The organism is Stutzerimonas nosocomialis, assembly GCF_005876855.1.
GTDB classification, from domain to species: Bacteria; Pseudomonadota; Gammaproteobacteria; order Pseudomonadales; family Pseudomonadaceae; genus Stutzerimonas; species Stutzerimonas nosocomialis.
On the sequence record NZ_QLAE01000021.1, the window covers coordinates 1 to 22,923 of the forward strand.

Consider the following 22,923-nt stretch of genomic DNA (forward strand, 5'->3'; position numbering starts at 1 on the left):
ACTTGTCCGCGATCTGTCCGGCGGGATTGTGTCAGGTCGGGGCGGGAAGTCGTGTCAGGGGAGAACGGAGCCCGCCTTATCCGGCCCTGGCGGCAAGGAAGTTCAGCAGGGCGACTTCTTCGCGGCTGAGCCATTTGCGCGGGCGGGGTTTGCGCAGGTTGGTCAGTTCGCCGTTGGTGAACGCCTGCAGGATGGCCGGGTGGATGTAGCACTGGCGGCATACGGTCGGCGTGTTGCCCAGTTGTTCGGCGACCTGCCTGACCGTCTCGACGAGCTGCTTCTTCGCCGCGGACTCCGGCTCCCAGGGCAGGCCGCACAGCTGGTCCAGCGCCAGGGCGCTGCCGGCCCAGGTGCGGTAATCCTTGGCGGTGAAATCGGCGCCGGTCATCTCGTGGAGGTAGCCGTTGACGTCGGTGGAGGTGATGGCGTGGCGTTGGCCATCCTCGTCCAGGTATTGGAAGAGATGCTGGCCGGGCAGCTCCAGGCAGCGGCGGACGATGCGGGCCAGGCGCTGGTTGCGCAGGGTCACCTTGTGCTCGACGCCACTCTTGCCGCGAAAGTGAAAGCGGATCGCACTGCCTTTGACGTCCACGTGCCGGGTGCGCAGCGTGGTCAGGCCGTAGGAGCGATTGTCGCGGGCATAGCGGCTGTTGCCGACACGGATCAGCGTCGACTCCAGCAGGGCGACGACCGCGGCCACGGCCTTTTTCCCGGGGCAGGCCGCGCAGCGCCAGGTGGGTTTCGATCTGCGCGCGCAAGCGGGGCAGGGCCTGGCCGAACTCCAGCATGCGTTCGTACTTGTCCGCATCGCGGATTTCCCGCCAGCGAGGGTGATAGCGGTACTGCTTGCGACCGCGAGCATCGCGTCCGGTGGCCTGGAGATGACCCTGCGGATCGGTGCAGATCCAGACGTCCCGGTAGGCGGGCGGTATTACCAGCTTGTTGATGCGATCGATTTCGTTCTGATCGCGGATGCGCTCACCCTGGGGGTCGAAATAGGCGAACTTCCCCCGCACGATCCGCCGGCGAATCCCGGGCTGGGTGTCATCCACATAGTGCAGGTCGGGCGGCAGGGTGGGGCATAGCAGCGTGCCGCGGTCGTCGCCCTCGTCGAGGGGGACCGGCCGTGTGCCTTCGGCCAGGGGCGGTGCCCCTGCGGTATCGTCGAGCGCCATCGAGGGTTCCTGAAGGGGGCCCGGCCAGGTCGCGGGCCGGGCCAGAGCCGGATTACTGGGCCTGGTCGCTGCGCATGGCTTCGCCTTCGCTTTCCTGCGTGTTGCGCATGAGCAGCTTGATGGCCGCGACGACCTCGTCGATCGCCTCGCGGAAGAGGCCGGGGTTGTTGTCGGTCTCGGCCTGGTCGGCATGCTTCTGGGCGGTTTCGAGGTGTTCGTAGATGGAGGAATAGTCACCGATCATCGTGATCTCCTGGTCTGTGGGGCAAAGGAACGGGCGTTGTGCCCGGGCGCGTACGCCCTGTTCAAGGGACCGCGCCGTGCCGCTGGCAGTTCGCGCCGTATATCCGCAAGCCGCTTCAGTTTCCGGCGACGCCAGGCTGGTAGGGCATCGACCAGGGCACGAGGTGGTGCCCGTCCTTGCTCAGTTCCAGGCGCGCCTTGTCCAGGATCGCCGCGAGCTGCGCGGCATCGGCGTACTGGCTTCGGGCGATGTGGGCGATCGACAGAACGGGCTCGCCGCAAGCGTCTTCGACGCGCAGCGAATAACTGGCGTCGTCGAGATCGCTTTGGGTGATGGCGCGAAGCGGCAGGAAGGCCATCTCGCTGATGCGGGTGGCTTCGTCCAGGCTCAGGTGCAGGGCGTGCTTCATGATCGCGTCCTCGCTCAGGCTGCCGGCCCGACCTTGTAGGTGAGCTCGATGGTGTCGCCGCTGCCGTTGCCGACGACCGATCCGGCTACCGGCTCGGCGGTGACCTCGCGGCCGGGATAGGCGGCCTTCAGGTGGCGCAGCCCGACGTCGCATATATGGTTGATCAGCCCGGTGAACTGCGCATCGGCAGGAATGATGAACGTGAGCACGACTTTCTGGCCGTCCGGCGATTGGGGCAGCTTGGCGAGCCCGCAGCTGTCCCACTGATCGTTTACGTAGGCTTCTGCACCTTTCATTGGTTTCTCCTGTTTGATGCGTTGCTGTTAGGACAGCCAAACAGGCCAATGGATCAGTCGGCCATGCGCCCGGACAGCCCCGTCTGGCAACAGGAAATGACGGACCCAGGGCGCATCAACGACAACGCCCGGCAATGGCCGGGCGTTTGTGGTTTGGGGCGATCAGGCCGTTTCAGGCATGTGCCAGGGCGCGAAACTGACGCCTTCCTCGCTGAGTTCGCGGCGGGCTTGCTCGAGGGTTTCGCCGAGCTTGACCGGGTCGGTATAAACGGTGCTGGGTAGTTTGCGACGGCCCAGAAGGCGGGACTGGGTGCGATCGATAACGGTAATGCTGACTTCGCCATTGCCCTCGGGCAGCGTCCAGGCGACGCACTGGAAAGGTTTGAACGCACGGTCGGCGATCAACAGTGCGTCATTGAAACGGAGTGGCGTGTTCATAGGGAGACTATCTCTCTGCGTGTACCGAAATGGATATGCCGCAGGCCCCATGGCCTTGGCTTATCTCACTGATGTAAGCAGAGGACTGAAAAGTCACACGACAAGTTCGGAAAGTGCAACTTGATTCGTGAATACCCTCGCGAATGTGAACTCGATTAACTTCGGCGAGTGCCCGAACGCCCCGCCGGGCGGGCTCCTGCGGCGGATTCGCGGAAACTTCCGGGAGGGTTTCGAGTTGCCCGCGCGACAATACGCCACGCTCAGGTTCGATTGAACACGCCGTTGCGGGTAACAAGTTCGAGGTCGGATTCGACCGCACGGATAATGCGCTCGACATCTTCTTCGGAGAGCTGTTTGGCACAGGGGATGCCAGTGACCGTCAGCAGGGTTTCGTCGGTTGCCGGATCGAAGACCCGGGCCAGCAGGGTGTGCGGGGTTTGCATCGTCGCGTCGAAGCCGAGGGGATGAAAGTGCTGCTTCATCACCTCTCGAGCACGAGTGAAGTTCATGTGAGTCAAAGGCGATCCCGAATCTCAAATACACCGGAGAACGGACCGCGGCTCCTCAGTCCAGATGGCGCGGCGACCGTTACCGGTGCCGCGGCCGCACTTTATCATCGAAATCGTTGGAGCACAGCCTGAAAGTCAACTTAATGGCGCTTTGACATGACGGCTTTCATGACGCACACGTGGTCGGTCAGATGCGGAACTGCCGCAGCAGGCCGTTCAATTGTTGCGCGACCTGCCCGAGCTGCTGCCCGCCATCGCTCGAACGCTCGGCGGCGTGCGTGCTTTGCTGCGCCAGCCCGGCGGCCTGGGTCACGTTCTGGTTGATGTCTTCCACCACGTGGGACTGTTGCAGGGTGGCGCTGGCGATCGAGGCGTTCAGCCCGGACAGATTGCGCAGCGCCTGGGTGATATGGCCCAGGCTCGCACCGGCCTGGCTGGCCTGCTCCACGGTGAGCTGCGAGGCCCGGTCGCTTTCGTTGATCACGCTGACGGCCTGGCCGGCGTTGCTCTGCAGCCGCTCGATCATGCCCTGGATCTCGGCGGTCGATTTCTGGGTACGCTGGGCCAGCAGCCGCACCTCGTCGGCGACCACCGCGAAGCCGCGGCCCTGTTCGCCGGCCCTGGCGGCCTCGATGGCGGCGTTCAGGGCGAGCAGGTTGGTCTGCTCGGCGATCGAGCGGATGACCTCGAGGACCGAGCCGATCTGGGTCGTTTCGCTGGCCAGCGACTCGATCACCTGCACCGACTTGCCGATGGTGGCGGACAGTTGTTCGATCTGCCGCAGGCTGGCATCGATGCTCTTCTGGCCCTGTTCGGCCTGCCTGCCGGCTTCCCCGACCTCCAGCGCGGCCTGCTCGGCGTTCTTGGCGACTTCCTGGACCGCGTAGCTCACCTGGTTGACGGCGGTGGCGACCAGCTCCATCTGCTGCGACTGGTGGACGCTGTGCTCGTGCGCCTCGCTCGACAGCCCGCCCAGGGCGCGCGAAGAGGCGTCCAGCGAGCCGGCGGTGTCGAACAGCTGCCCGACCACTCCGCGCAGTTTTTCGGTAAAGCGGTTGAAGTCGCGGCTCAGCGTGCTCAGCTCGTCGTTGCCGACCACGTCCAGCGTGCGGGTGAGGTCGGCCTCGCCGGAACCGATGTCGGCCATGGCCCGCATGGTCTGACGCAGGGGCAGGGTGATGCTGCGGATCAGCACGGCGACGAGCACGGACATGATGCCGGCCACCAGCAGGCCGATGATCGAGAAGCGCATCACGTAGCCCTGGAACTCGCGCTCCACGTCATCGACGTAGATACCCGAGCCGATGATCCAGCCCCAGGGCTGGAACAGCTGGACGTAGGAAATCTTGGGCAGGGGTTCGGTTTCGCCGGGCTTGGTCCACTGGTAGGCGACGATGCCCGCGCCCTTGCGCCTGGCGATGTCGACCATTTCGACGAACAGGGCTTTTCCGTCCGGGTCCTTGGTGGTGCTCAGGTCCTGGCCTTCGAGCTTGGTCAGCATCGGGTGCATGACCATGCGGGGCGTCATGTCGTTGATCCAGAAATAGTCCTGCCCGTGATAGCGCAGCGCACGTATCTGCTCCATCGCCGCGGACTGGGCGTCTGCTGTACCGAGGGTGCCTGCGGTTTCCAGGCGATGGTAGTGCTCGAGGATGCCGGCCGCCGTCTCGACCACGTTCTGCGTCATCTGCTGCTTGCCCAGGTAAAGGTCGTCGCGCACCTGCAGCAGGATCAGCAGGCCGAGGGCGAACAACATCAGGGTCGCCACCACTGGGATCAGCCAGAGGCGTTTGCTGATGGGGAAGTTGCGAAGAATGCTCATCGGGGGAGGGCTCCGGCTTTTGTAATTGTTCTGGATGCGATGGCGCGAGGAATGCGCACGTCTGGATAGCTTTTCGGCTGTGCCTGGCAAAAAATGAGAGCCGCTCGGCGGCCGGTCAGTGAATTTTCTTTCGCCTCGCCAGTCACAGATGCGCCAAGGCGTCTGGCACAACCCTTTCGCCACTCACTGCTTTGCGATGGATAGCGTCGCTCTGGGGATTAGATGGAACTGTGGACTGCCTTTCAGGCACTCATACTCGGCGTGGTCGAGGGCCTGACCGAATTTCTTCCCGTCTCGAGTACCGGCCACCAGATCATCGTCGCCGACCTGATCGGCTTCGGGGGTGAGCGGGCCGAAGCCTTCAACATCATCATCCAGCTGGGGGCGATCCTGGCCGTGGTCTGGGAGTACCGGCGCAAGATCGCCGATGTGGTCATCGGACTGCCGCACAAGCGCGAAGCGCAGCGCTTCACCGCCAACCTGCTGATCGCCTTCTTCCCGGCGGTCGTGCTGGGCGTGGCCTTCGCCGACCTGATCCACGAATACCTGTTCAACCCCATCACCGTCGCGACCGCCCTGGTGGTCGGCGGGGTGGTGATGCTCTGGGCCGAGCGGCGCCAGCACAGGATCCAGGCCGAAACGGTCGACGACATGCGCTGGACCCACGCCCTGAAGGTAGGCTGCGCCCAGTGCCTGGCGCTGATCCCGGGTACCTCCCGCTCGGCCTCGACCATCATCGGCGGCCTGTTGTTCGGCCTGTCGCGCAAGGCGGCGACCGAGTTTTCGTTCTTCCTGGCGATGCCGACCATGGTCGGTGCCGCGGTGTACTCGGGCTACAAGTACCGCGACCTGTTCCAGCCGGCGGATTTCCCGGTGTTCGCCATCGGTTTCGTCACCTCGTTCATCTTCGCGATGCTGGCGGTGCGTGCGCTGCTCAAGTTCATCGGCAATCACAGCTATGCGGCGTTCGCCTGGTATCGCATCGTCTTCGGGCTGATTATCCTCGCGACCTGGCAACTCCAGATCATCGACTGGAGCACCGCAACGCCCTGATCGGCGGTGCGGACCTTCGCATAGGAGAGAGGTATGACGTTGTCGATTTACCAGGCTTCCGTTCCGGTGTTCCAGCGAATGCTGGGCAATCTGGCCGACATCCTGGAGAAGGCCGAGCGCTGGACCCAGGAAGGCGCGATGAGCGCCAGCGACCTGCTCGATGCGCGCCTGGCGCCGGACATGCATCCGCTGGTGCGCCAGGTGCAGATCGCCACCGACTCGGTCAAGGGCTGCGTCGCCCGGCTCGCCGGCGTGGAGATCCCGAGCTTCCCCGATACCGAGTCGTCCCTGGCCGAGCTGCGCCAACGGCTGGACCGTACCCAGGCGTTCATCGCCAGCTTCGAGCCCTCGCAGCTCGATGGCAGCGGCGACAAGGCCATCGTGCTGAACTTCCCGGGCGTCGAGCTCAAGTACAGCGGGCGCGACTACCTGCTCAACTTCGTGCTGCCCAACTTCTATTTCCACGTCACCACGGCCTACGCCATCCTGCGCCACAAGGGACTGCAGATCGGCAAGATGGATTATCTCGGCCGGCCGTGATTGCGCAAAAAAAAACGCCCCGCAGATGCGGGGCGTTTTCGTTTCCGGGCCTGTCAGACGGCGACGCCGAGGCTGCGCAGGTAGTCGTCGTAGGTGCCGCTGAAATCGGTCACGCCCTCGGCCGACAGCTCGATGATGCGCGTGGCCAGCGACGAGACGAACTCGCGGTCGTGGCTGACGAAGATCAGCGTGCCGGGATAGTTTTCCAGCGCCAGGTTGAGCGCTTCGATCGACTCCATGTCCAGGTGGTTGGTCGGTTCGTCCATCACCAGCACGTTGGGCTTCTTCAGGATCAGCTTGCCGAACAGCATGCGGCCCTGTTCACCCCCGGAAATGACTTTCACCGACTTCTGGATCTCGTCGTTGGAGAACAGCATGCGCCCGAGGGTACCGCGCACCAGCTGCTCGCCGCCCTGGGTCCACTGGCCCATCCAGTCGAACAGGGTCACGTCGTCCTCGAAGTCCTCGGCATGGTCCTGGGCGAAGTAACCGACCTCGGCGCTTTCGGTCCACTTCACCTCACCCGACATCGCCGGCAGTTCGCCGACCAGGGTGCGCAGCAGGGTGGTCTTGCCGATACCGTTCGGGCCGATGATGGCGACGCGCTCGCCAGCCTCGATCTGCATCGACAGGTTCTTGAACAGCGGCACGCCCTCGAAGCCCTGGCTGACGCGCTCGAGCGTCACCGCCTGGCGGTGCAGCTTCTTGGTCTGCTCGAAGCGGATGAAGGGGCTCACGCGGCTGGACGGCTTGACCTCCTCGAGCTGGATCTTGTCGATCTGCCGGGCGCGGCTGGTGGCCTGCTTGGCCTTCGAGGCGTTGGCCGAGAAGCGGCTGACGAAGGTCTGCAGTTCGGCGATCTGGGCCTTCTTCTTGGCGTTGTCCGAGAGCAGGCGTTCGCGCGCCTGGGTCGCCGCGGTCATGTACTCGTCGTAGTTGCCGGGGAACAGCCGCAGCTCGCCGTAATCCAGGTCCGCCATGTGCGTGCACACGCTGTTGAGGAAGTGGCGGTCGTGGGAAATGATGATCATCGTGCTGTTGCGCGCGGTGAGCACCGTTTCCAGCCAGCGGATGGTGTTGATATCCAGGTGGTTGGTCGGTTCGTCCAGCAGCAGCACCTCGGGGTCCGCGAACAGCGCCTGGGCGAGCAGCACGCGCAGCTTCCAGCCCGGGGCCACGGCGCTCATCGGGCCGAAGTGCTGGTCCAGCGGAATGCCCAGACCGAGCAGCAGCTCGCCGGCGCGGGACTCGGCGGTGTAGCCGTCGTATTCGGCGAACTGCACTTCGAGCTCGGCCACGGCCATGCCATCGTCTTCGCTCATTTCCGGCAGTGCGTAGATGCGGTCGCGTTCGGCCTTGACCTTCCAGAGTTCGGCGTGGCCCATGATGACGGTGTCGATCACGCTGAATTCTTCGTAGGCGAACTGGTCCTGGCGCAGCTTGCCCAGGCGCACGTTGGGCTCGAGCATCACCTGGCCGGCGGACGGTTCCAGGTCACCGCCGAGGATCTTCATGAAGGTCGACTTGCCGCAGCCGTTGGCGCCGATCAGGCCGTAGCGGTTGCCGCCGCCGAATTTGACGGAGACGTTTTCGAACAGCGGCTTGGCGCCGAACTGCATGGTGATGTTGGCGGTGGAGATCAAGAGACTTACCTATCGATGACTTGGCGGTGACGGGCCTTGGCTGGACACCAGGCGGGTAGCGATGCCCGGGCCGTTCGAGCGCCTGGCGGCCGGGCGTTCGGGCAATCCAGCGGGCAAAGCAAGAACGACAGCCTGCGAACGAGCGTCGGGCTGTCGGCAATACATGCGGGGGGTTGGCGCCGGATATTCGCGCATTGTCGCACAGGTGCGGCGGCAGTTTATATGGAGCACCGGGTCCGATGGCGCGAGTAGCCGGCGAACGGGGCTGGAATCGGCGCCGAATCCTGGCCGCGGGCTTGGTCTGCCGCCCTGTGCAGCGCTTCAGTCGCGACCGGCGGCGGCCATCCATGGTGCATGGGGCTCGTCCACGGGCGAGCGTTCGTTGGTGACCGAACCTGTATCGCAGTCCGTGCTCTATGGGAGGTATGCAGCGGCTTTCGCCAGCCGGTAAGATGCGCGACCTGCTGTCCCGACAGCACTCCTTCTCTGCGCCGTCGCGCTGTCGCTTCACTCAAAACCCCGCTCCTTCGAGGACCATTGCTCATGTCGTCAACCGCCTTAGCTGAACTCCTGAAGCAACACGAAACGGACCTTCTCGACGCCTGGATTTCGGCTCAGCGCGCTGCGGGTATCCGCACCGACCTGATCGACGAAGCCTCGGTCGTGGCCAACTCCCGCGAACTGCTCAAGGCACTGACGCTGGGTGCCGCCGAGGGTGTCGAGGACTTCGGCGATGCTCACTGGAGCCCGCTGAAGAACCTGCTTGACCGCCTGTCCCGCTCCCAGAGCCGGCAGGGGTTCACCCCGACCGAGACCGCCACCTTCGTCATGTCGCTGAAGGAGCCGCTGTTCGCGCTGATCCAGCGCCTGGGTGGCGGCGAGCAGGTGAAGCTCATCTGGTCGGCCAGCCAACTGATCGACAAGATCGGCCTGTACAGCATGGACAGCTTCGTCGCCGGTCGCGAGGCAGTGATCCGCGAGCAGCAGGAAAGCATGCTGGAGCTGTCGACCCCGGTGGTCGAGCTCTGGAAGGGCGTGCTGGCCATTCCGCTGATCGGTTCGCTGGACAGCAACCGCACCCAGATCGTGATGGAAGCGCTGCTGCAGAAGATCGTCGAGACCGAGTCCGACATCGCCATCATCGACATCACCGGTGTGCCGACGGTGGACACCATGGTCGCCCAGCACCTGCTCAAGACCGTCACCGCCGCCAAGCTGATGGGCGCCAAGTGCATCATCAGCGGTATCCGGCCGCAGATCGCCGCGACCATCGTCCACCTGGGCGTGGAGCTGGGCGACGTGATGACCAAGTCGTCGCTGGCCGATGCGTTCCGCATGGCCCTCAAGGAGCTGGACGTTCGCCTCGTCGCCAGCTCGCCACGCTGAGGGCTGCGAGATGGCCGACCGGATTCCGATTCTCAAAATGGGTCAGTACCTGATGCTGACCATCCAGGTGGACATGCATGACCAGCTGGCGCTGGACCTGCAGGAAGACCTGACCAACCAGATCGTCAAGCACAAGGCCAAGGGCGTGCTGATCGACATCTCCTCGCTGGAGATCGTCGACTCGTTCATCGGCCGTATGCTTTCCCACATCGCCAACGTGTCGCGCATTCTCGATGCCAAGGTCATCGTGGTCGGCATGCAGCCGGCCGTCGCCATCACGCTGGTCGAACTGGGCCTTTCGCTGGAAGGCATTGCCACGGCGCTGAATGTCGAAAAGGGCATGCGCTGGCTGGAAAGGACCGTCGACCAAGACCTGAGCCTGGAGCACGAGCGTGGGGAAGACACAGACCTTTCCGCTGAAGCAGGAGACTGACATCGTCGTCATCCGTCAGCAGGTTCGAAAAGCGGCAGAAGAGGCACGCCTGGGGTTGGTGTCGCAGACCAAGATCGTCACCGCGGCGAGCGAGATCGCCCGTAACGCGCTGATCTATGGCGGCGGCGGGGAGTGCCAGCTCGAGCAGCTGGTGCGTGACGGCCGCGCGGCGGTGCACCTGGTCATTTCCGACAACGGGCCTGGCATCGACAACCTCGAAAAGGCGATGGTCGACGGCTACACCTCGGGCAACGGGCTTGGCCTGGGGCTCAGTGGTGCCAAGCGGCTGGTCGATGATTTCGCCATCCATAGCCGCGCCGGCGAGGGGACTCGGGTGGAATTGTGGAAGTGGCGATGAACGCGGCCTATCAGAGTCTGCAGCTGGCGGTATCCGACCCCGCCCACGTCGATGCGGCCCGCCGCGCCGCGGTGCGCGAGGCCGGTGCCGTCACGGCCGACGAAACGCTGCTGGGTCGCCTGACCGTGGTGGTCCAGGAGATGGCGCGCAACCTGGTCAACCATGCCGGCGGCGGCGACCTGCTGGTCAATGCGAGCCCGGCCGGCATCGCCCTGCTGGCGGTGGACAACGGCCCGGGCATGACCAACGTGGCGCAATGCCTGGCCGACAGCTACTCGACCACCGGGACCATGGGCGCGGGCCTCGGTGCGATCCGTCGCATGTCCGACACCTTCGACCTGTTCTCCCAGCCGGGCATGGGCACGGTGGTCTACGCGTTCATCGCGCTGGAGCGCGTCGCGACCAGCGGTTTCGCCAGTGGCGCGGTGTGCACGCCGCATCCGTCCGAGACGGTCTGCGGCGATGCCTGGGCGGTCAAGGGCAACCGGGTGATGGTCTGCGACGGCCTTGGCCATGGTCACAACGCCCATGCGGCGAGCGCGCTGGCGCGCCGCCTGTTTCTCGAACACGACCCGCAACTGGGCCTGGAACAACTGCTCGAGCGCACCCACCGGGCGCTGTCCTCGACGCGCGGCGGCGCGATCGCCTTCGCCGAGATCCAGCCGGACCTGGGCCAGGTGCGCTTCTGCGGCGCCGGCAACATCGCCGGCGTCCTGCTGGGCGACCGCTCGCGCAGCATGGTCTCGGCCAATGGAACCGCCGGATACCGTATCGGTCGGATTCAGAGCTTCAGCTATCCCTGGGATCGGGACACGCTGCTGGTGATGAGTTCCGACGGCATCAGCAGCAAGTGGGGCAGCGCCACCTATCCGGGGTTTCAGGGTCGCCATCCGGCGATCATCGCGGCGCTGATCCACCGTGATTACAAGCGGCTAAACGACGATGCGACGGTGGTGGTGGTGAGAAGTGAGTGAAACACGCCTGTTGACCACGGTGAGTATCCGCAGCGAAGTGGACGTGGTGTCCTGCCGCCAGTGCGCCAAGCAGATCGCCGACTGGCTGGGGCTGAGCAAGCTCGAGCAGATACGCATCGCCACGTCGATTTCCGAGCTGGCGCGCAACGTCTACCAGTACGCCCGGCAGGGCGGTTTCGCGTTCTACCTGCAGAGCAACGCGCGGGGCCAGCTCACCGCGCTGGTCATCGAGTCCCGGGACAAGGGCCCGGGCATTCCCCATCTGGATCGCATCCTCGACGGCAGCTACGAGTCGTCCACGGGAATGGGCGTGGGCCTGGCCGGCGCTCGCCGGCTGATGGACGACTTCGAGATCGAGACTTCGCCCCAGGGCACCCTGGTGCGCGTGGCAAAGCGCGTGCACCCACCCAGGCCTTACCCGAGCGAGCAGCAGACCCAGGCACTGCGCGATGCGCTGACCCGTGAGGGCACCGTCGACCCGTACCAGGAAATCCAGGTCCAGGGCGAAGAGCTGCTGCTGACCACGGCCGAGCTGCTGACCAAGCAGCAGGAGCTGGAAGCCACCAACCTCGAGCTGGAAACCACCAACAAGGGCGTGGTGGCGCTTTATTCGGAACTGGAAAAGACGGCGCAGGAACTGCAGCAGGCAGGCGAGTCCAAGAGCCGCTTCTTTTCCAACATGACCCACGAGTTCCGCACGCCGATCAACATCATCGAGAACATTTCCAAGCTGTTGCTCAATGGGGTCGACGGGCAGCTCAATCAGGAGCAGCTCAAGCAGGTTCGCTTCATCAGCGACGCCGCCACCGAACTCTCGGAGCTGGTCAACGAGCTGCTGGACCTGGCCGAGGCGCAGTCCGGGCGCATGGACATCAATCCGCAGCGTTTCAGCCTGGTCGACTTCATGCAGCAGCTGCGCCAGTTCAGCGGTGCGCTGTCCATGCGCTACCCGCGCATCACCTGGGGGGTGCAGGTGCCCAGCCAGGACGTCTGGCTCAACACCGACCGCAACCGGCTGTTCCAGATCATGCGCAACCTGATCGGCAACGCCTTCAAGTACACCCCTCAGGGCAGCGTGACCGTACGGGTGTACCAGCCCGATGCGGACAACCTGGAGTTCCTCGTCGAGGACACCGGCGTGGGCATCGCCGAGAATGACCAGCAGCGCGTATTCGAGGAGTTCTGCCGGATTCGCTCCCAGGGGCTGACCCATATCGAAGGCACCGGGCTGGGGCTCTCGCTGGCGCAGAAGATCGCCACGCTGCTCAAGGGGCAGATCAGCCTGACCAGCAAGCTGGGCGAGGGCAGCCGTTTCTACGTGCAGCTGCCCTGCGAGTACGACAAGCGGGAAACCGGCGGCAGCGAGTTCAGCCTGGTCGACACCACCATCCTGCTGATCGACGACAACGAAGCCGACCGCTACCTGGTGATCAAGACCCTGGCACCCTACGATCCGGTGATCATCGAGGCGGAGACCGCGCGTGCCAGCATCGACCGGTTGCACTCGGTACGTCCGGACATCATTCTGCTCGACCTGGATCTGCCCGATATCAGCGGCGAGGACATGCTCGAAAGCATGGACTGGAGCATGCACCAGCGGGTGATCATCAACACTGCCAAGCCGCTTGACGCCGACGATCGGGAGCGCCTGCTCACTATGTGCCACGCCATCCTCGACAAATCCCAGGTCGATTACCACGAGGCTTTGCTGCGCAGCGTTCAGCAGCTGTGCTGGAGCCAAGCCCATGAAGGCTAGCCGGCGGCGCATCCTGATCATCGACGACATGGACGCCAATCGCTACGTATTGAAGAAGATCCTCACCAGCGAGCCCTTCTACGAGGTGGTCGAGGCGGGCAGCGGCGCCGAGGGGCTGGAACAGATCAACGATGCCACCGACCTCGTGATCATCGACATCAATCTGCCGGACATGAGCGGCTTCGAGCTGATCCAGGCGATGAAGCGCAAGCTGGGGTCGGGCAAGATGCCGGCGGTGATCAACATCTCGGCCACCTTCATGACCGGCAAGGACAAGGCGATGGGCCTGAACCAGGGCGCCCAGGCCTACCTCACCCATCCGATCAATTCGGACGAGGTGCTGGCGACCATCGCGTCCTTGCTCAAGTCCAGCAACCGCTTCGAGCGCATCGAAAAGCAGCGCAACGTCGCGGTCGCCCGCAGCGAGAACCTGCGCACCGAGAAGGTCATGCTCGAGCGCTTCATGCGCTCGCTCAGCCACGACCTGCGCTCGCCCTTGTCGGCGGCGGTCATGGTCGCCGGGCTGATGCGCAAGAATCCGGCGCGGCGCACCGACGACATGATCAAGGTGCTCGAAGAGAACCTGCAGCGCATCGACCAGATGATCAGCAACGTGCTGGACATCTCCCACATGAGTCTCGGCGGAGGCCTGAGGCTCAACGGCGAGACCATGTCCCTGGCAAGGCTGCTCGACGATGCGGTGGAGAACCTGCGGTTTCAGGTGCGCAACCCGGTGCACCTGGACACACAGGCGGCGGACGATCTGACGGTGTTCTGGGACAAGCAGGGATTTTTGCGAATCCTCGACAACCTGGTGATCAATGCCGCCAAGCATGGCCAGCCGGACATGCCGATCGAGGTGAAGCAGCGGGTGGAAGAGGGCGGTGTGCTGCTCAGCGTGAGCAACCATGGCAGCCTGCCCGAGGACGTGCTGTCCAACCTCGCCACGCCGTATTTCATCTCCACCCGCAGCGAGACCAAGGGCTGGGGCCTGGGCCTGCCGATCGTCAAGGCGCTCAGCGAAAGCTTCGGTGGCCACACGCGGTTTCGCAACGAAGCCGGCCGGGTGATCGTCGACGTGCAGTTGCCGTTCAGCCTGCGGGCCTGACCGACACCGCTTGCACGGGCGATCCACTTCCGGTCGATGCACCTGCCCCTCATCCCGAACCCCGTCACTTAACGATACGCAACGAGCGCACGGAGCGCACGGAGCGCGCTTGACAGCCCGGGTGCGCATCCGAACAATGTTACGATATAACATCGTTGGAAACGGAAGCACTCATGCGTATCGGGACCTTTTCACCACAACTGCTGGGCACCAGCGCAGGATTTCTGCTGTCGCTGGTGGCCCAGGCGGTATCCGCCGAAACCCAGGGACAGGCGCAACCCTCCACGGTTCTGGACTCGGTCACCGTCACCGGCACTCGGGAAACCGCTGACGGACCGGTCACCGGCTATCGTGCGGCCCGTTCCGCGAGCGCGACCAGAACCGATACGCCCCTGGAGGAAATCCCCCAGTCGGTCTCCGTGGTGCCCGCCAGCGTGCTGCGGGACCTGGACGCTCCGCGTATCGAGCGCGCGCTGGACTTCGCCGGCGGCGTGGCCCGGCAGAACGATTTCGGCGGATTGACGATGTACGAATACAGCGTCCGCGGGCTGACCACCTCCGAGTTCTATCGCGACGGCTTCAGCGCCAACCGGGGCTACATGAACCCGCAGGACGCGTCCAACGTCGAGCGCGTCGAAGTGCTCAAGGGGCCGGCGTCGAGCCTCTATGGTCGTGGCGACCCGGGCGGCACCGTCAACATCGTCACCAAGAGCCCGCAGCGCGATTCGTTCGCCCAGCTGGATCTGAGCGCCGGGCGCTGGGACAGGTACCGCAGCAGCCTGGACGTCAACACGCCGCTGGATGACGAAGGGCGGATGCTCTACCGGATGAACCTGGCCGTGGAAGACAACCACAGCTTCCGCGACCACCGCTCAGGCGAGCGGCAGTTCTTCGCTCCGGCGTTCAGCTGGGAATTGAGCCCGGACACCCGCGTTCTGGTGCAGGCCGAGGTGGTGCGCAACAAGCAGGTCTTCGACCGCGGCGTCGTGGCGCCGAACGGCAAGCTGGGCCGCGTGTCGCGTTCGGCGTACTTCGGCGAGTCCTCCGACGGCGCCATCAGCAACAACAACGAAACCCTGCAGGCCGAACTCGAGCACGACCTGAACGACACCTGGACCCTGCGTCTGGCCAGCCACTACAAGCAGGGCCGGATGAACGGCTACGCCACCGAGGCCGGGGCCATGGATACGGATGGGCGCACCCTGTTGCGCAACCTGCGCTACCGCGACTACGAGTGGCAGGACGCGATCACCCAGCTCGAACTGCGCGGCCTGGTGCACACCGGGGCGATCGAACATCAGCTGCTGATCGGTACCGAATACGAGCGCTACGCCAACAGCGAGCTGATCCTGCGTTCGAACAACACCAGCGCCATCGACATTCATCGACCGGTCTACGGCCAGCCGCGTCCGGCGTTCGCCGCCAGTCGGACCAACGACCGCAACGAGCTGGTCTACAACCGCGCACTGAATCTGCAGGACCAGATGCGCCTGACCGACAAGCTGTTCGGGATTGTCGGCCTGCGGTATGACCACTACGAGCAGCGCATGGACAACGAGGCGGCGTCACCGCGCACGCGCGATACGCAGACCCACGAGAAGGTGACCCCGCGCATCGGCGCGCTCTATCAGCTGACGCCCGAAGTCGGTGTGTTCGCCAACGCGTCGCGCTCGTTCAAGCCCAACGGCGGAGTGGGCGCCAATGAAACAACCTTCGACCCGGAAGAAGGCGTGGGCTACGAGGCAGGCGTGAAGCTCGATCTACTTGATAGCCGCCTGGGCATGACCATCGCCGCGTTCCACCTCACCAAGGAGAACGTGCTGACTGCCGATCCGGCCGACAGCACCTATCAGATCGCTGCCGGCGAAGTGCGCAGCAAAGGCATCGACCTGCAGTTGAGCGGTCAGCTGACCGATCAGCTACGGGTAATCGGCGCCTATGCCTACGTTGATGCCGAGGTCACCCGCGACAACACCCTTGCCAGCGGCAGCCGCCTGCTCAACGTGCCGCGCAACAGCGGCAGCCTGATGACCGTGTACGAGTTCTTCGACCATCGCCTCCAGGGCCTGGAGGTGGGCGGGGCCGTGAATTACGTGGGAGACCGCCTGGGCGAGGCCGGCACGGATTTCGAGCTGCCGTCCTACACCACGGTCGACCTGCTGGCGCGCTACCGCGCCACGCCCAGCGTGACGCTCGGGGTCAACCTCAACAACGCCTTCGATCGCACCTATTACGAGCGCTCGTACAGCCACCTCTGGGTCATGCCTGGCGAACCGCGCAACCTCAGTTTCAGCGTGTCGCTGAGCCTGTGAACTCAACCTCCCGGGCGCTTGCCGCCCGGCATCTGCAGGGAACCTGAAAATGAAAGGCAACAAGGCAATCGGCTGGACGCTGGCACTGTTCATGGGGCTGGGCGCCGCATCGGCGGGCGCGCACGGCCTGTGGACCGAGGAGCGCCGTGGCAACATCGAGGTCATCTACGGCCACGGCGCCGAGGACGATGCATTCGATGCGAAGAAGGTTTCGGGCGCCTGGGCCAGCGATGCCCGTGGCGCGATGATTCCGGTCACCATCGAACGCCTGGAGGACCATGCGCGGCTCAAGCCGCTGTCCCGCCCGGCGGTGCTCTCGGTCGCCCTCGACAATGGCTACTGGACCCAGGCCCCGGACAAGCAGTGGCTGAACGTGGGCGAGCGCCAGGTCCCCGGTGCGCTGGGTTCGGGGCGCTACTACAAGTACAGCCTGGCGATTCTGCAGGAAGGCGCGAAACTGCCCGCTCTGGACAAGCTGAACCTGGCCATCGTGCCGCAACAGGACCCGCTGTCGGTGGAGGTCGGCCAGGCGCTGGACGTCCAGGTGCTGGTGGACGGCAAGCCTGCCGCCGGCATCGAGCTGATCGGCGACTACGTCAACGATCCCGACCGCGTGGTGGCCACCACCGATGCCCAGGGCAAGGCGCAGGTGCCGGTGCGTAACCACGGCCTGAACGTGATCGCCGCCTCGACCACGGTCGACAGCGACGACCCCGACGCCCGCGTGCGCGGGATGTTCGCCTCGCTGACCTTCGTCAGCGAAAGCCACCAGCACTGAGGGGCGGTGGGCTGCCGACGCGCATCGGCGACCCGCTGGGCTCACAGCCAGCCCTTTTCCTTGTAGAACCGCTCGGCGCCTTCGTGCAGCGGGGCGGTCAGGCCGACGCGGATCATGTCCTCGGCGTTCAGATCGGCGAAGGCCGGATGCAGGCGTTTGAACCGGTCGAGGTTGTCGAACACGGCCTTGACCAGCTCGTAGACGACCTCCGGGTCGGTCCTGCTGGTGGTCGCCAGCACCGCCTTGCCGCCGATCGACGGGACGGCCGAGGCAACGCCCGGATAGAGCCCGGCCGGGATCTCGGCCGCGGTGTAGTAATCGGCTCCGGCGAGCAACCGATCGATCTCCGGGCCTGTCACCGGGATGATGCTGGCCTTCACGTTGGTCAGGGCTTCCTGGATGGCGCCGCTGGGATGGCCGACCACGTAGGTGATGGCGTCGAGGTTGTTGTCGCCCAGCGCCGAGGCCATCTCCGCCGGCTTGAGCTCGGCGGCCAGGGCGAAATCGGTGTTGCTCCAGCCCTTGGCCCTCATCACTTCCTCGAAGGTATCGCGGCTCCCCGAGCCCGGCACGCCGACGTTCACCCGCTTGCCCTTGAGCCCGTCGAGGTCGCTGATGCCGCTGTCGTTGCGGACGACCACGGTGAGGATTTCGCTCTGCAGGGAGAACACCGCGCGCAACTCCTCGACCGCGCCGCCCTTGTCGAAAGGCGCCAATCCCTGCTGCGCCTTGTGCTGGTGGTCGGACTGGATGAAGCCGAAGTCGTACTCGCCGTTCTGCATCGACACGATGTTGGTCACGCTGCCGGCCGTGGACGGCGCATTGCACTTGATCGGCGGTGTGCGCTCGGCGCGGTTGAGAAAACGGCAGACCGACTGTCCGGCGGTGTAGTAAACGCCGGTCTGGCCGCCGGTGCCGATGGTGACGAAACGTTCCTGCGCCAGGGCGCCGGTGCCTGTCAGGGCGCCGCTGACGGCGGCCAGGGTGACGCCGAGCAGGCCGATACGGATCTGATGCTTCATCGTGGTTCCCTCGTGTGATGGGTCGGAGCAGCGTTCGCCACCGTGTCTCGTCCGTGACGATCCCGGCGGTGTAGGGCGGTGATTGCCCGGGATCAGGCCCGCGCAGCGATCACCATGATTTCCACCAGCACCTGCGGCGATGCCAGGCGCGCCTGCACGGTCGCCCGGGCCGGCGCGCAGCCCTCGGGCAGCCATGCGCTCCAGGCCTGGTTCATCGCGGCGAAGTCGGCATCGATGTCCTTGAGCCAGATTTGCGCGCTGAGCAGGCGGCTGCGGTTCGAACCCGCGGCCTCCAGCAGCCGATCGATCTTGGCCAGTACCTCGCGGGTCTGTCCGGCGGCATCCAGGCTGCGGTCGTCGGGCACCTGGCCGGCGAGCAATACCAGGTCGGCGTAGGTGACCGCGGCTGACAGGCGCGGGTTGCTCTCGATGCGTTGCAGGGTCATGGATGGCCTCGTCGTTTGTCAGGAAGCAAGGGTCAGGCCGTCCAGGGAGACGGCCGGCAGGTATCCGCCGATCAGGCTGCTGAGCAGGTCGGCGCTGCCGCAGGCGAGGGTGAAGCCCAGGCTGCCGTGGCCGACGTTGAGCCAGAGGTTGTCGATGCCGCTGCGTCCGAGCAGCGGCGTGCCTTCGGGCGTGGCCGGGCGCAGGCCGGCCCATTGCCGGGCGTTGCGATAGTCGCCCGCACCCGGGAAGGTTTCGCTGGCCAGGCGCTGCAAGGTGCCGATTCGTCCCGGGTCGAGGTCGCCGTCCCAGCCGCCGATGTCCACCATCGCGGCGACCCGCAGCTGATCGCCGAGGCGCGCGTAGACCACCTTGTTGTCGTAGTCGGTCACGTTGGTCTGCGGCACGTTCGCTTCGCTGGCCAGCGGCAGGGTCAGGCTGTAGCCCTTGAGCGGATAGATCGGCAGGTCGATGCCCAACGGGCGCAGCAGCGCGACGCTGCCGGTGCCGGCGGCGATCACCAGATGGTCGACGTCGAGCTCGCCCTCGTCGAGCTCGACCGCCCGCACCCGGTTGCGCTCGGTGCGCACGGCCGTCACCTGGCGCCCGGCATGCAGGCGGAACGCAGGCAGGGCGCAGAGCCGTTGCAGCAGGCGTTGGCAGAACAGGTGACAGTCGGCCACCTCATCGCCCGGGGAATAGATGCCGCCCTGCAGCGATGCGGCGAGCGGTGCCAGCGCGGGCTCCACCTCGACGCAGCCGTTCGCATCCAGCAGCCGCTGCCCGGCCGCGCCATCGAGACCGGCCGATGCCTTGCGCAGGGAGGTTCGGTCTCGATGGATCACCAGCTTGCCATTGGCACGCCAGTCGAAGCCCTCGAGCCGGTCCTGTTCACGCCAGGTGCGCAGGATCTGCTGGCTGTGCAACGCCAGGCGCAGCAGGTGCGCCGCGTTGCGGCGGTTGACCGAACGCCGGCAGGCGAGCAGGAAACGCAGGCACCAGCGCCACTGGTGCAGGCTGGCGCGTAGCCTGAAACGCAGCGGCCCGTCCTCCGCGCGCAGCATCCAGCCGAGGGCCTGGAGCGGCACGCCGGCATCGGCCAGCGGCGACACGTAGCGGTAGCTGAGTTGGCCGCCATTGGCAAAGCTGGTTTCCAGCGCGACCTCGTCGCGCCGCTCGATCAGCTCGACCTGATGCCCCTGGCGCACCAGTGAATAGGCCGTGGTCAAGCCGATCACGCCCCCGCCGATGACTGCTACCCGCATGCGCCGCTCCTCGTGTCCGTTCCGATGAGCCTAGGCCGTCGGCCAGCGAAGCGGCCAATGAAAGGATGGAGGCCGCCCATAACCCAGGGTTATGCTCGGCCGACCGAAGGAGGGCAGTGGCATGCGTCTGCGTCATATCGAGCTGTTCCAGGCGATTCTGCAAACCGGCAGCCTTACGGCGGCGGCCGAGCTGCTGCACATCTCCCAGCCGGCGGCGAGCAAGATCCTCAAGCACGCCGAGCAGCAGCTGGGCTTCGCGCTGTTCGACCGGGTGCGCGGCAAGCTCCAGCCCACCGCCGAGGCGCGTGTCCTGCAGCAGCAGACCGAACGCCTGGCGATCGACCTGCAGAACCTGCGGCGGCTGGCGGACAACCTCGGTCGCGGCGAAGAGTGCACCCTGCGCCTGATCTGCACCCCGGCGCTGGCCCAGGCGCTGCTGCCCCGGGCAATGCGCGCCTGGCGCGAGCGTTATCCTCACACGCCGTGCCAGCTCGCCACCCAGCACACCGCGGAAATCGTCGAGGCGCTGCTTCTGCGCGAGGCCGACCTGGGGTTGACGCTGCAGGCGGTGGAGCATCCCGGGCTGAGCACCCGGCTGCTGACCGAGGGCCGGATGCGGGTGATCGCGCCGCCCGGCTGGTGGCCGGAGCGCGAGTTGTCGACGCCGCTCAGGCTGCAGGCCCTGGCGGGCGTGCCACTGATCGGCCTGGATACCCGGGACGCGCTGGGCGGCCTGCTGCGCGGGCATCTGGAGGAGCTAGACCCGCCGCCGCGCATCCATACCTGGGTGCAGACCTACCAGCTGGCTCGCCAGTTGGTGGCGTCGGGGCAGGGGGTGGCGCTGGTCGACCCGCTCACCGCGTTGTCGGGCGATGGCGGTGGCGTCCAGGCGCGCCTGCTCGAGCCGGCCATCGCCGTACCGGTCTATGCGCTGACCCGCGCCCACGAACAGCCGGTGCCGGCGCAGAAGGCGCTGCTCGAGCAGATCGTCGCCCAGGCGCAGTCCCTGCTGGCCGTCGAGCGGCCCGCTGACATCGCGCTGTTGCGCCCGTAGACGATGATCCACGACTCGCCGCTCGGGCGTTACCGGCAGGCCCTCGACGAGGGCGACTTCGGATGCGGTCGTGCAGGTGGCGACCGGCGACCGGGAGTTGCCGCGGCTCGCCCCGCGGGATGACGGCGTCCGGCGCTTCATCGCCCTGGTCGACGAGTGCTACGACCGCCGTGTGCCGCTCTACCTCGAGGCCGAGGTGCCGCTCGAGGCGCTTTATGCGGACGGCTATCTGTCGTTCGCCTTTCGCCGCACCGCGAGCCGCCTGCGCGAGATGCAGCTGCAGCGCTTCGGCGTTCGCTGAAGGCCGTCACTCGCGGTAGAAGACCTGCACCAGGTGATAGCCGAACTGGCTCTTCACCGGCCCGTGAATCTCGCGCAGCGGCTTCTTGAAGATCACCTGGTCGATGCTGCGCACCATCTGGCCGGGGCGGACCTCGCCGAGGTCGCCGCCTTTCTTTCCGGACGGGCAGGTGGAGTGTTTGCGCGCCAGGACGTCGAAGGCCTCGCCGTTGGCCAGGCGCTTCTTCAGCTGCGCGGCTTCGGCTTCGGTCTTGACCAGAATGTGGCGGGCCATGGCTTTGGGCATTGCGGTACTCCTCGAACGCGGACCCGATTGTAGACGGGGCCAGGTGGGTTTCGCAGCTCCGGCGCCGGCGAGGGGATGAAAAGGTGGTTTGTCATTTGCGTTTGGTAGCGCTACCATCGAGACAAACAAACACAAAATGCAACACTCGATGTTGCCGGAGAGTCGTCAGTGGATTCCTCCTTTCAACCCTCGCGTTCCGCGTTCTGCAGAACACTGGTGGTAATGGGCGTCAGCGGATCGGGCAAGACCGAGACCAGCCACGCCATCGCCCAGGCCCTGGGTTATCGTCACATCGAAGCCGATCATTTCCATCCCGAAGACAACGTCCAGCGCATGCGCGCCGGCACGCCGCTGTCCGACGCCGACCGCATCGAGTGGCTGCAGCGGCTGACGGTCGAGATGCGACGCGCGGTCGATGACGGCGTCGGCTTCGTGCTCGCCTGCTCGGCCCTCAAGCGTCGCTACCGCGACCTGCTCCGTGACGCGGTGCCATCGCTGTGCTTCGCCCATCTGGAGGTCGACTACGACACGGCGGTCGAGCGGGTTGGCGGGCGGGCCGGTCATTTCATGCCCATTTCCCTGGTCGACAGCCAGTTCGCCACCCTCGAATCGCCCGCCGGAGAACAGGGCGTGCTGGTGGTGGATGCCTGCCAGCCACGCGAGCGGGTGGTGGCCGAGGTGCTCGCCTGGGTCGGGCAGACACCGGGGGCGGGCATCGAGGAGCGGGTGGATCTTTCCGCGCGCCCGGTTGGTAGCGCTAACACCTCGCCCCGCCATGCGCCTCCCTTGACCCGCGAGCCGATCTACACCGGGATGCTGGCCCAGGGTTTCGATCGCCTTACCGATTGGCTGATGGCGGCGCTGATGGCCTTCATGGTCATCGTGGTGTTCAGCAGCGTGGTGCTCCGCTATGCCTTCGGCACGGGCTGGACCGGCGCCGAGGAGCTGTCCCGGCTGGCGTTCGTCTGGCTGGTGTTCGTCGGCGTCGCGTCGAGCATGCGCCGAGGCGAGCTGATGAGCTTCGGCATGCTGCGCGATCGCTTCCCGCATGCCCTGCAACGTGTGGTCGACAGCCTCAGCTGGGTGCTGGTCGCCGCCGCCAGCCTGCTGGCGGCCATGGGTGGATGGAACCAGATGCAGTTCGGCTGGACCATCAACAGCCCGGTGGTGGGGTACCCGCTGGCCCTGGCCACGCTGCCGATTCTGGCGAGCATGGTGGCGCTGGCGATCCTGGCGCTGGTGCAGCTGGTCAACGTCTGGCGGCGTGCCGCCGCACCGCCGCCACCGGCCGCCGCCAACGTCACCGCCGACTGATAAC

Annotated in this window: 23 protein-coding genes and 2 pseudogenes; 13 read left to right on the forward strand and 12 right to left on the reverse strand. The window is 65.6% G+C overall.

Annotation, left to right across the window (positions count from 1 at the left end):
• Positions 1-76: 76 nt before the first annotated feature.
• The 7 genes and pseudogenes from DN824_RS13810 to DN824_RS13840 form a co-directional block, all read right to left on the reverse strand.
• Positions 77-1,175 (reverse strand): annotated as a pseudogene (locus DN824_RS13810) (DNA topoisomerase IB).
• Positions 1,176-1,227: 52 nt separating this feature from the next.
• Positions 1,228-1,419 (reverse strand): hypothetical protein, encoded by a 192-nt coding sequence (locus DN824_RS13815; RefSeq protein ID WP_138408984.1) that lies wholly within the window; start codon positions 1,417-1,419, stop codon positions 1,228-1,230.
• 115 nt (positions 1,420-1,534) lie between these two features.
• Positions 1,535-1,828: a hypothetical protein gene (locus DN824_RS13820; protein ID WP_138408985.1), complete on the reverse strand. Its 294-nt coding sequence runs from the start codon at positions 1,826-1,828 to the stop codon at positions 1,535-1,537.
• A gap of 14 nt (positions 1,829-1,842) precedes the next feature.
• Positions 1,843-2,124 carry a hypothetical protein gene (locus DN824_RS13825; protein ID WP_138408986.1) on the reverse strand — a complete coding sequence of 94 codons (282 nt, stop codon included), beginning with the start codon at positions 2,122-2,124 and terminating at the stop codon, positions 1,843-1,845.
• Between the two features lie 162 nt (positions 2,125-2,286).
• Entirely contained in the window at positions 2,287-2,562 is a 276-nt protein-coding gene (locus tag DN824_RS13830) for an NUDIX hydrolase (RefSeq protein WP_138408987.1), read from the reverse strand.
• Positions 2,563-2,822: 260 nt separating this feature from the next.
• Positions 2,823-3,080, reverse strand: coding sequence for a DUF1652 domain-containing protein (locus DN824_RS13835; protein WP_414718334.1), 258 nt, complete (start codon positions 3,078-3,080; stop codon positions 2,823-2,825).
• A gap of 178 nt (positions 3,081-3,258) precedes the next feature.
• A complete protein-coding gene (locus tag DN824_RS13840) occupies positions 3,259-4,893 on the reverse strand; it encodes a methyl-accepting chemotaxis protein (protein ID WP_138408989.1) in 1,635 nt (544 codons plus the stop codon).
• A gap of 222 nt (positions 4,894-5,115) precedes the next feature.
• Here DN824_RS13840 and DN824_RS13845 point away from each other — a divergent pair, with 222 nt between their 5' ends.
• Positions 5,116-5,946 (forward strand): undecaprenyl-diphosphate phosphatase, encoded by an 831-nt coding sequence (locus DN824_RS13845; RefSeq protein ID WP_138408990.1) that lies wholly within the window; start codon positions 5,116-5,118, stop codon positions 5,944-5,946.
• A 33-nt stretch (positions 5,947-5,979) separates the two neighbouring features.
• Positions 5,980-6,486, forward strand: coding sequence for a DUF1993 domain-containing protein (locus DN824_RS13850; protein WP_138408991.1), 507 nt, complete (start codon positions 5,980-5,982; stop codon positions 6,484-6,486).
• Between the two features lie 53 nt (positions 6,487-6,539).
• Here the strand turns inward: DN824_RS13850 and DN824_RS13855 are convergent, their stop codons facing one another.
• Positions 6,540-8,129: an ABC-F family ATPase gene (locus tag DN824_RS13855; protein WP_138408992.1), complete on the reverse strand. Its 1,590-nt coding sequence runs from the start codon at positions 8,127-8,129 to the stop codon at positions 6,540-6,542.
• Between the two features lie 543 nt (positions 8,130-8,672).
• Between DN824_RS13855 and DN824_RS13860 the strand changes: the two genes are divergently transcribed.
• The 8 genes from DN824_RS13860 (at position 8,673) to DN824_RS13895 (ending at position 17,234) form a co-directional block, all read left to right on the forward strand.
• Positions 8,673-9,515 (forward strand): STAS domain-containing protein, encoded by an 843-nt coding sequence (locus DN824_RS13860; RefSeq protein WP_138408993.1) that lies wholly within the window; start codon positions 8,673-8,675, stop codon positions 9,513-9,515.
• Positions 9,516-9,552: 37 nt separating this feature from the next.
• A complete protein-coding gene (locus DN824_RS13865; RefSeq protein WP_414718335.1) occupies positions 9,553-9,948 on the forward strand; it encodes an STAS domain-containing protein in 396 nt (131 codons plus the stop codon).
• Positions 9,908-10,306, forward strand: coding sequence for an ATP-binding protein (locus DN824_RS13870; protein WP_174236518.1), 399 nt, complete (start codon positions 9,908-9,910; stop codon positions 10,304-10,306). Before DN824_RS13865 ends, DN824_RS13870 begins: the two co-directional genes overlap by 41 nt.
• On the forward strand, positions 10,303-11,280 hold the full coding sequence (locus tag DN824_RS13875; RefSeq protein WP_138408995.1) for a SpoIIE family protein phosphatase: 978 nt from the start codon (positions 10,303-10,305) through the stop codon (positions 11,278-11,280). Before DN824_RS13870 ends, DN824_RS13875 begins: the two co-directional genes overlap by 4 nt.
• Positions 11,273-13,036, forward strand: coding sequence for an ATP-binding protein (locus DN824_RS13880; protein ID WP_138408996.1), 1,764 nt, complete (start codon positions 11,273-11,275; stop codon positions 13,034-13,036). The genes DN824_RS13875 and DN824_RS13880 overlap by 8 nt, the downstream gene beginning before the upstream one ends.
• Positions 13,026-14,144: an ATP-binding response regulator gene (locus tag DN824_RS13885; RefSeq protein ID WP_138408997.1), complete on the forward strand. Its 1,119-nt coding sequence runs from the start codon at positions 13,026-13,028 to the stop codon at positions 14,142-14,144. The genes DN824_RS13880 and DN824_RS13885 overlap by 11 nt, the downstream gene beginning before the upstream one ends.
• A 173-nt stretch (positions 14,145-14,317) precedes the next feature.
• The gene (locus tag DN824_RS13890; protein WP_138408998.1) at positions 14,318-16,456 is read left to right on the forward strand and encodes a TonB-dependent siderophore receptor; all 2,139 of its coding nucleotides are present in this window, start codon (positions 14,318-14,320) and stop codon (positions 16,454-16,456) included.
• 49 nt (positions 16,457-16,505) lie between these two features.
• Positions 16,506-17,234, forward strand: a complete 729-nt coding sequence (locus DN824_RS13895; RefSeq protein WP_414718416.1) for a DUF4198 domain-containing protein — start codon at positions 16,506-16,508, stop codon at positions 17,232-17,234.
• A 41-nt stretch (positions 17,235-17,275) separates the two neighbouring features.
• On the opposite strand, the gene DN824_RS13900 is transcribed toward DN824_RS13895, so the two are convergent.
• From DN824_RS13900 to DN824_RS13910, 3 genes are all read right to left on the reverse strand, one after another.
• The gene (locus tag DN824_RS13900) at positions 17,276-18,256 is read right to left on the reverse strand and encodes a TAXI family TRAP transporter solute-binding subunit (protein WP_138408999.1); all 981 of its coding nucleotides are present in this window, start codon (positions 18,254-18,256) and stop codon (positions 17,276-17,278) included.
• Positions 18,257-18,348: 92 nt separating this feature from the next.
• On the reverse strand, positions 18,349-18,702 hold the full coding sequence (locus DN824_RS13905) for a RidA family protein (protein ID WP_138409000.1): 354 nt from the start codon (positions 18,700-18,702) through the stop codon (positions 18,349-18,351).
• Positions 18,703-18,720: 18 nt separating this feature from the next.
• On the reverse strand, positions 18,721-19,965 hold the full coding sequence (locus DN824_RS13910; RefSeq protein ID WP_138409001.1) for a D-amino acid dehydrogenase: 1,245 nt from the start codon (positions 19,963-19,965) through the stop codon (positions 18,721-18,723).
• A 121-nt stretch (positions 19,966-20,086) separates the two neighbouring features.
• On the opposite strand from DN824_RS13910, the gene DN824_RS13915 reads away from it, so the two are divergent.
• Together DN824_RS13915 and zapE are read left to right on the forward strand one after the other, a co-directional pair.
• Positions 20,087-21,019: a LysR family transcriptional regulator gene (locus tag DN824_RS13915; RefSeq protein ID WP_138409002.1), complete on the forward strand. Its 933-nt coding sequence runs from the start codon at positions 20,087-20,089 to the stop codon at positions 21,017-21,019.
• Between the two features lie 49 nt (positions 21,020-21,068).
• Positions 21,069-21,320: pseudogene (gene zapE / locus DN824_RS13920) on the forward strand (AFG1/ZapE family ATPase); the annotation flags it as partial.
• Between the two features lie 6 nt (positions 21,321-21,326).
• On the opposite strand, the gene DN824_RS13925 reads toward zapE, so the two are convergent.
• Entirely contained in the window at positions 21,327-21,605 is a 279-nt protein-coding gene (locus DN824_RS13925) for a peptidylprolyl isomerase (RefSeq protein WP_138409003.1), read from the reverse strand.
• Positions 21,606-21,827: 222 nt separating this feature from the next.
• Between DN824_RS13925 and DN824_RS13930 the strand changes: the two genes are divergently transcribed.
• Entirely contained in the window at positions 21,828-22,919 is a 1,092-nt protein-coding gene (locus DN824_RS13930) for a gluconokinase, GntK/IdnK-type (RefSeq protein ID WP_138409052.1), read from the forward strand.
• The last annotated feature ends 4 nt before the right edge of the window (positions 22,920-22,923 follow it).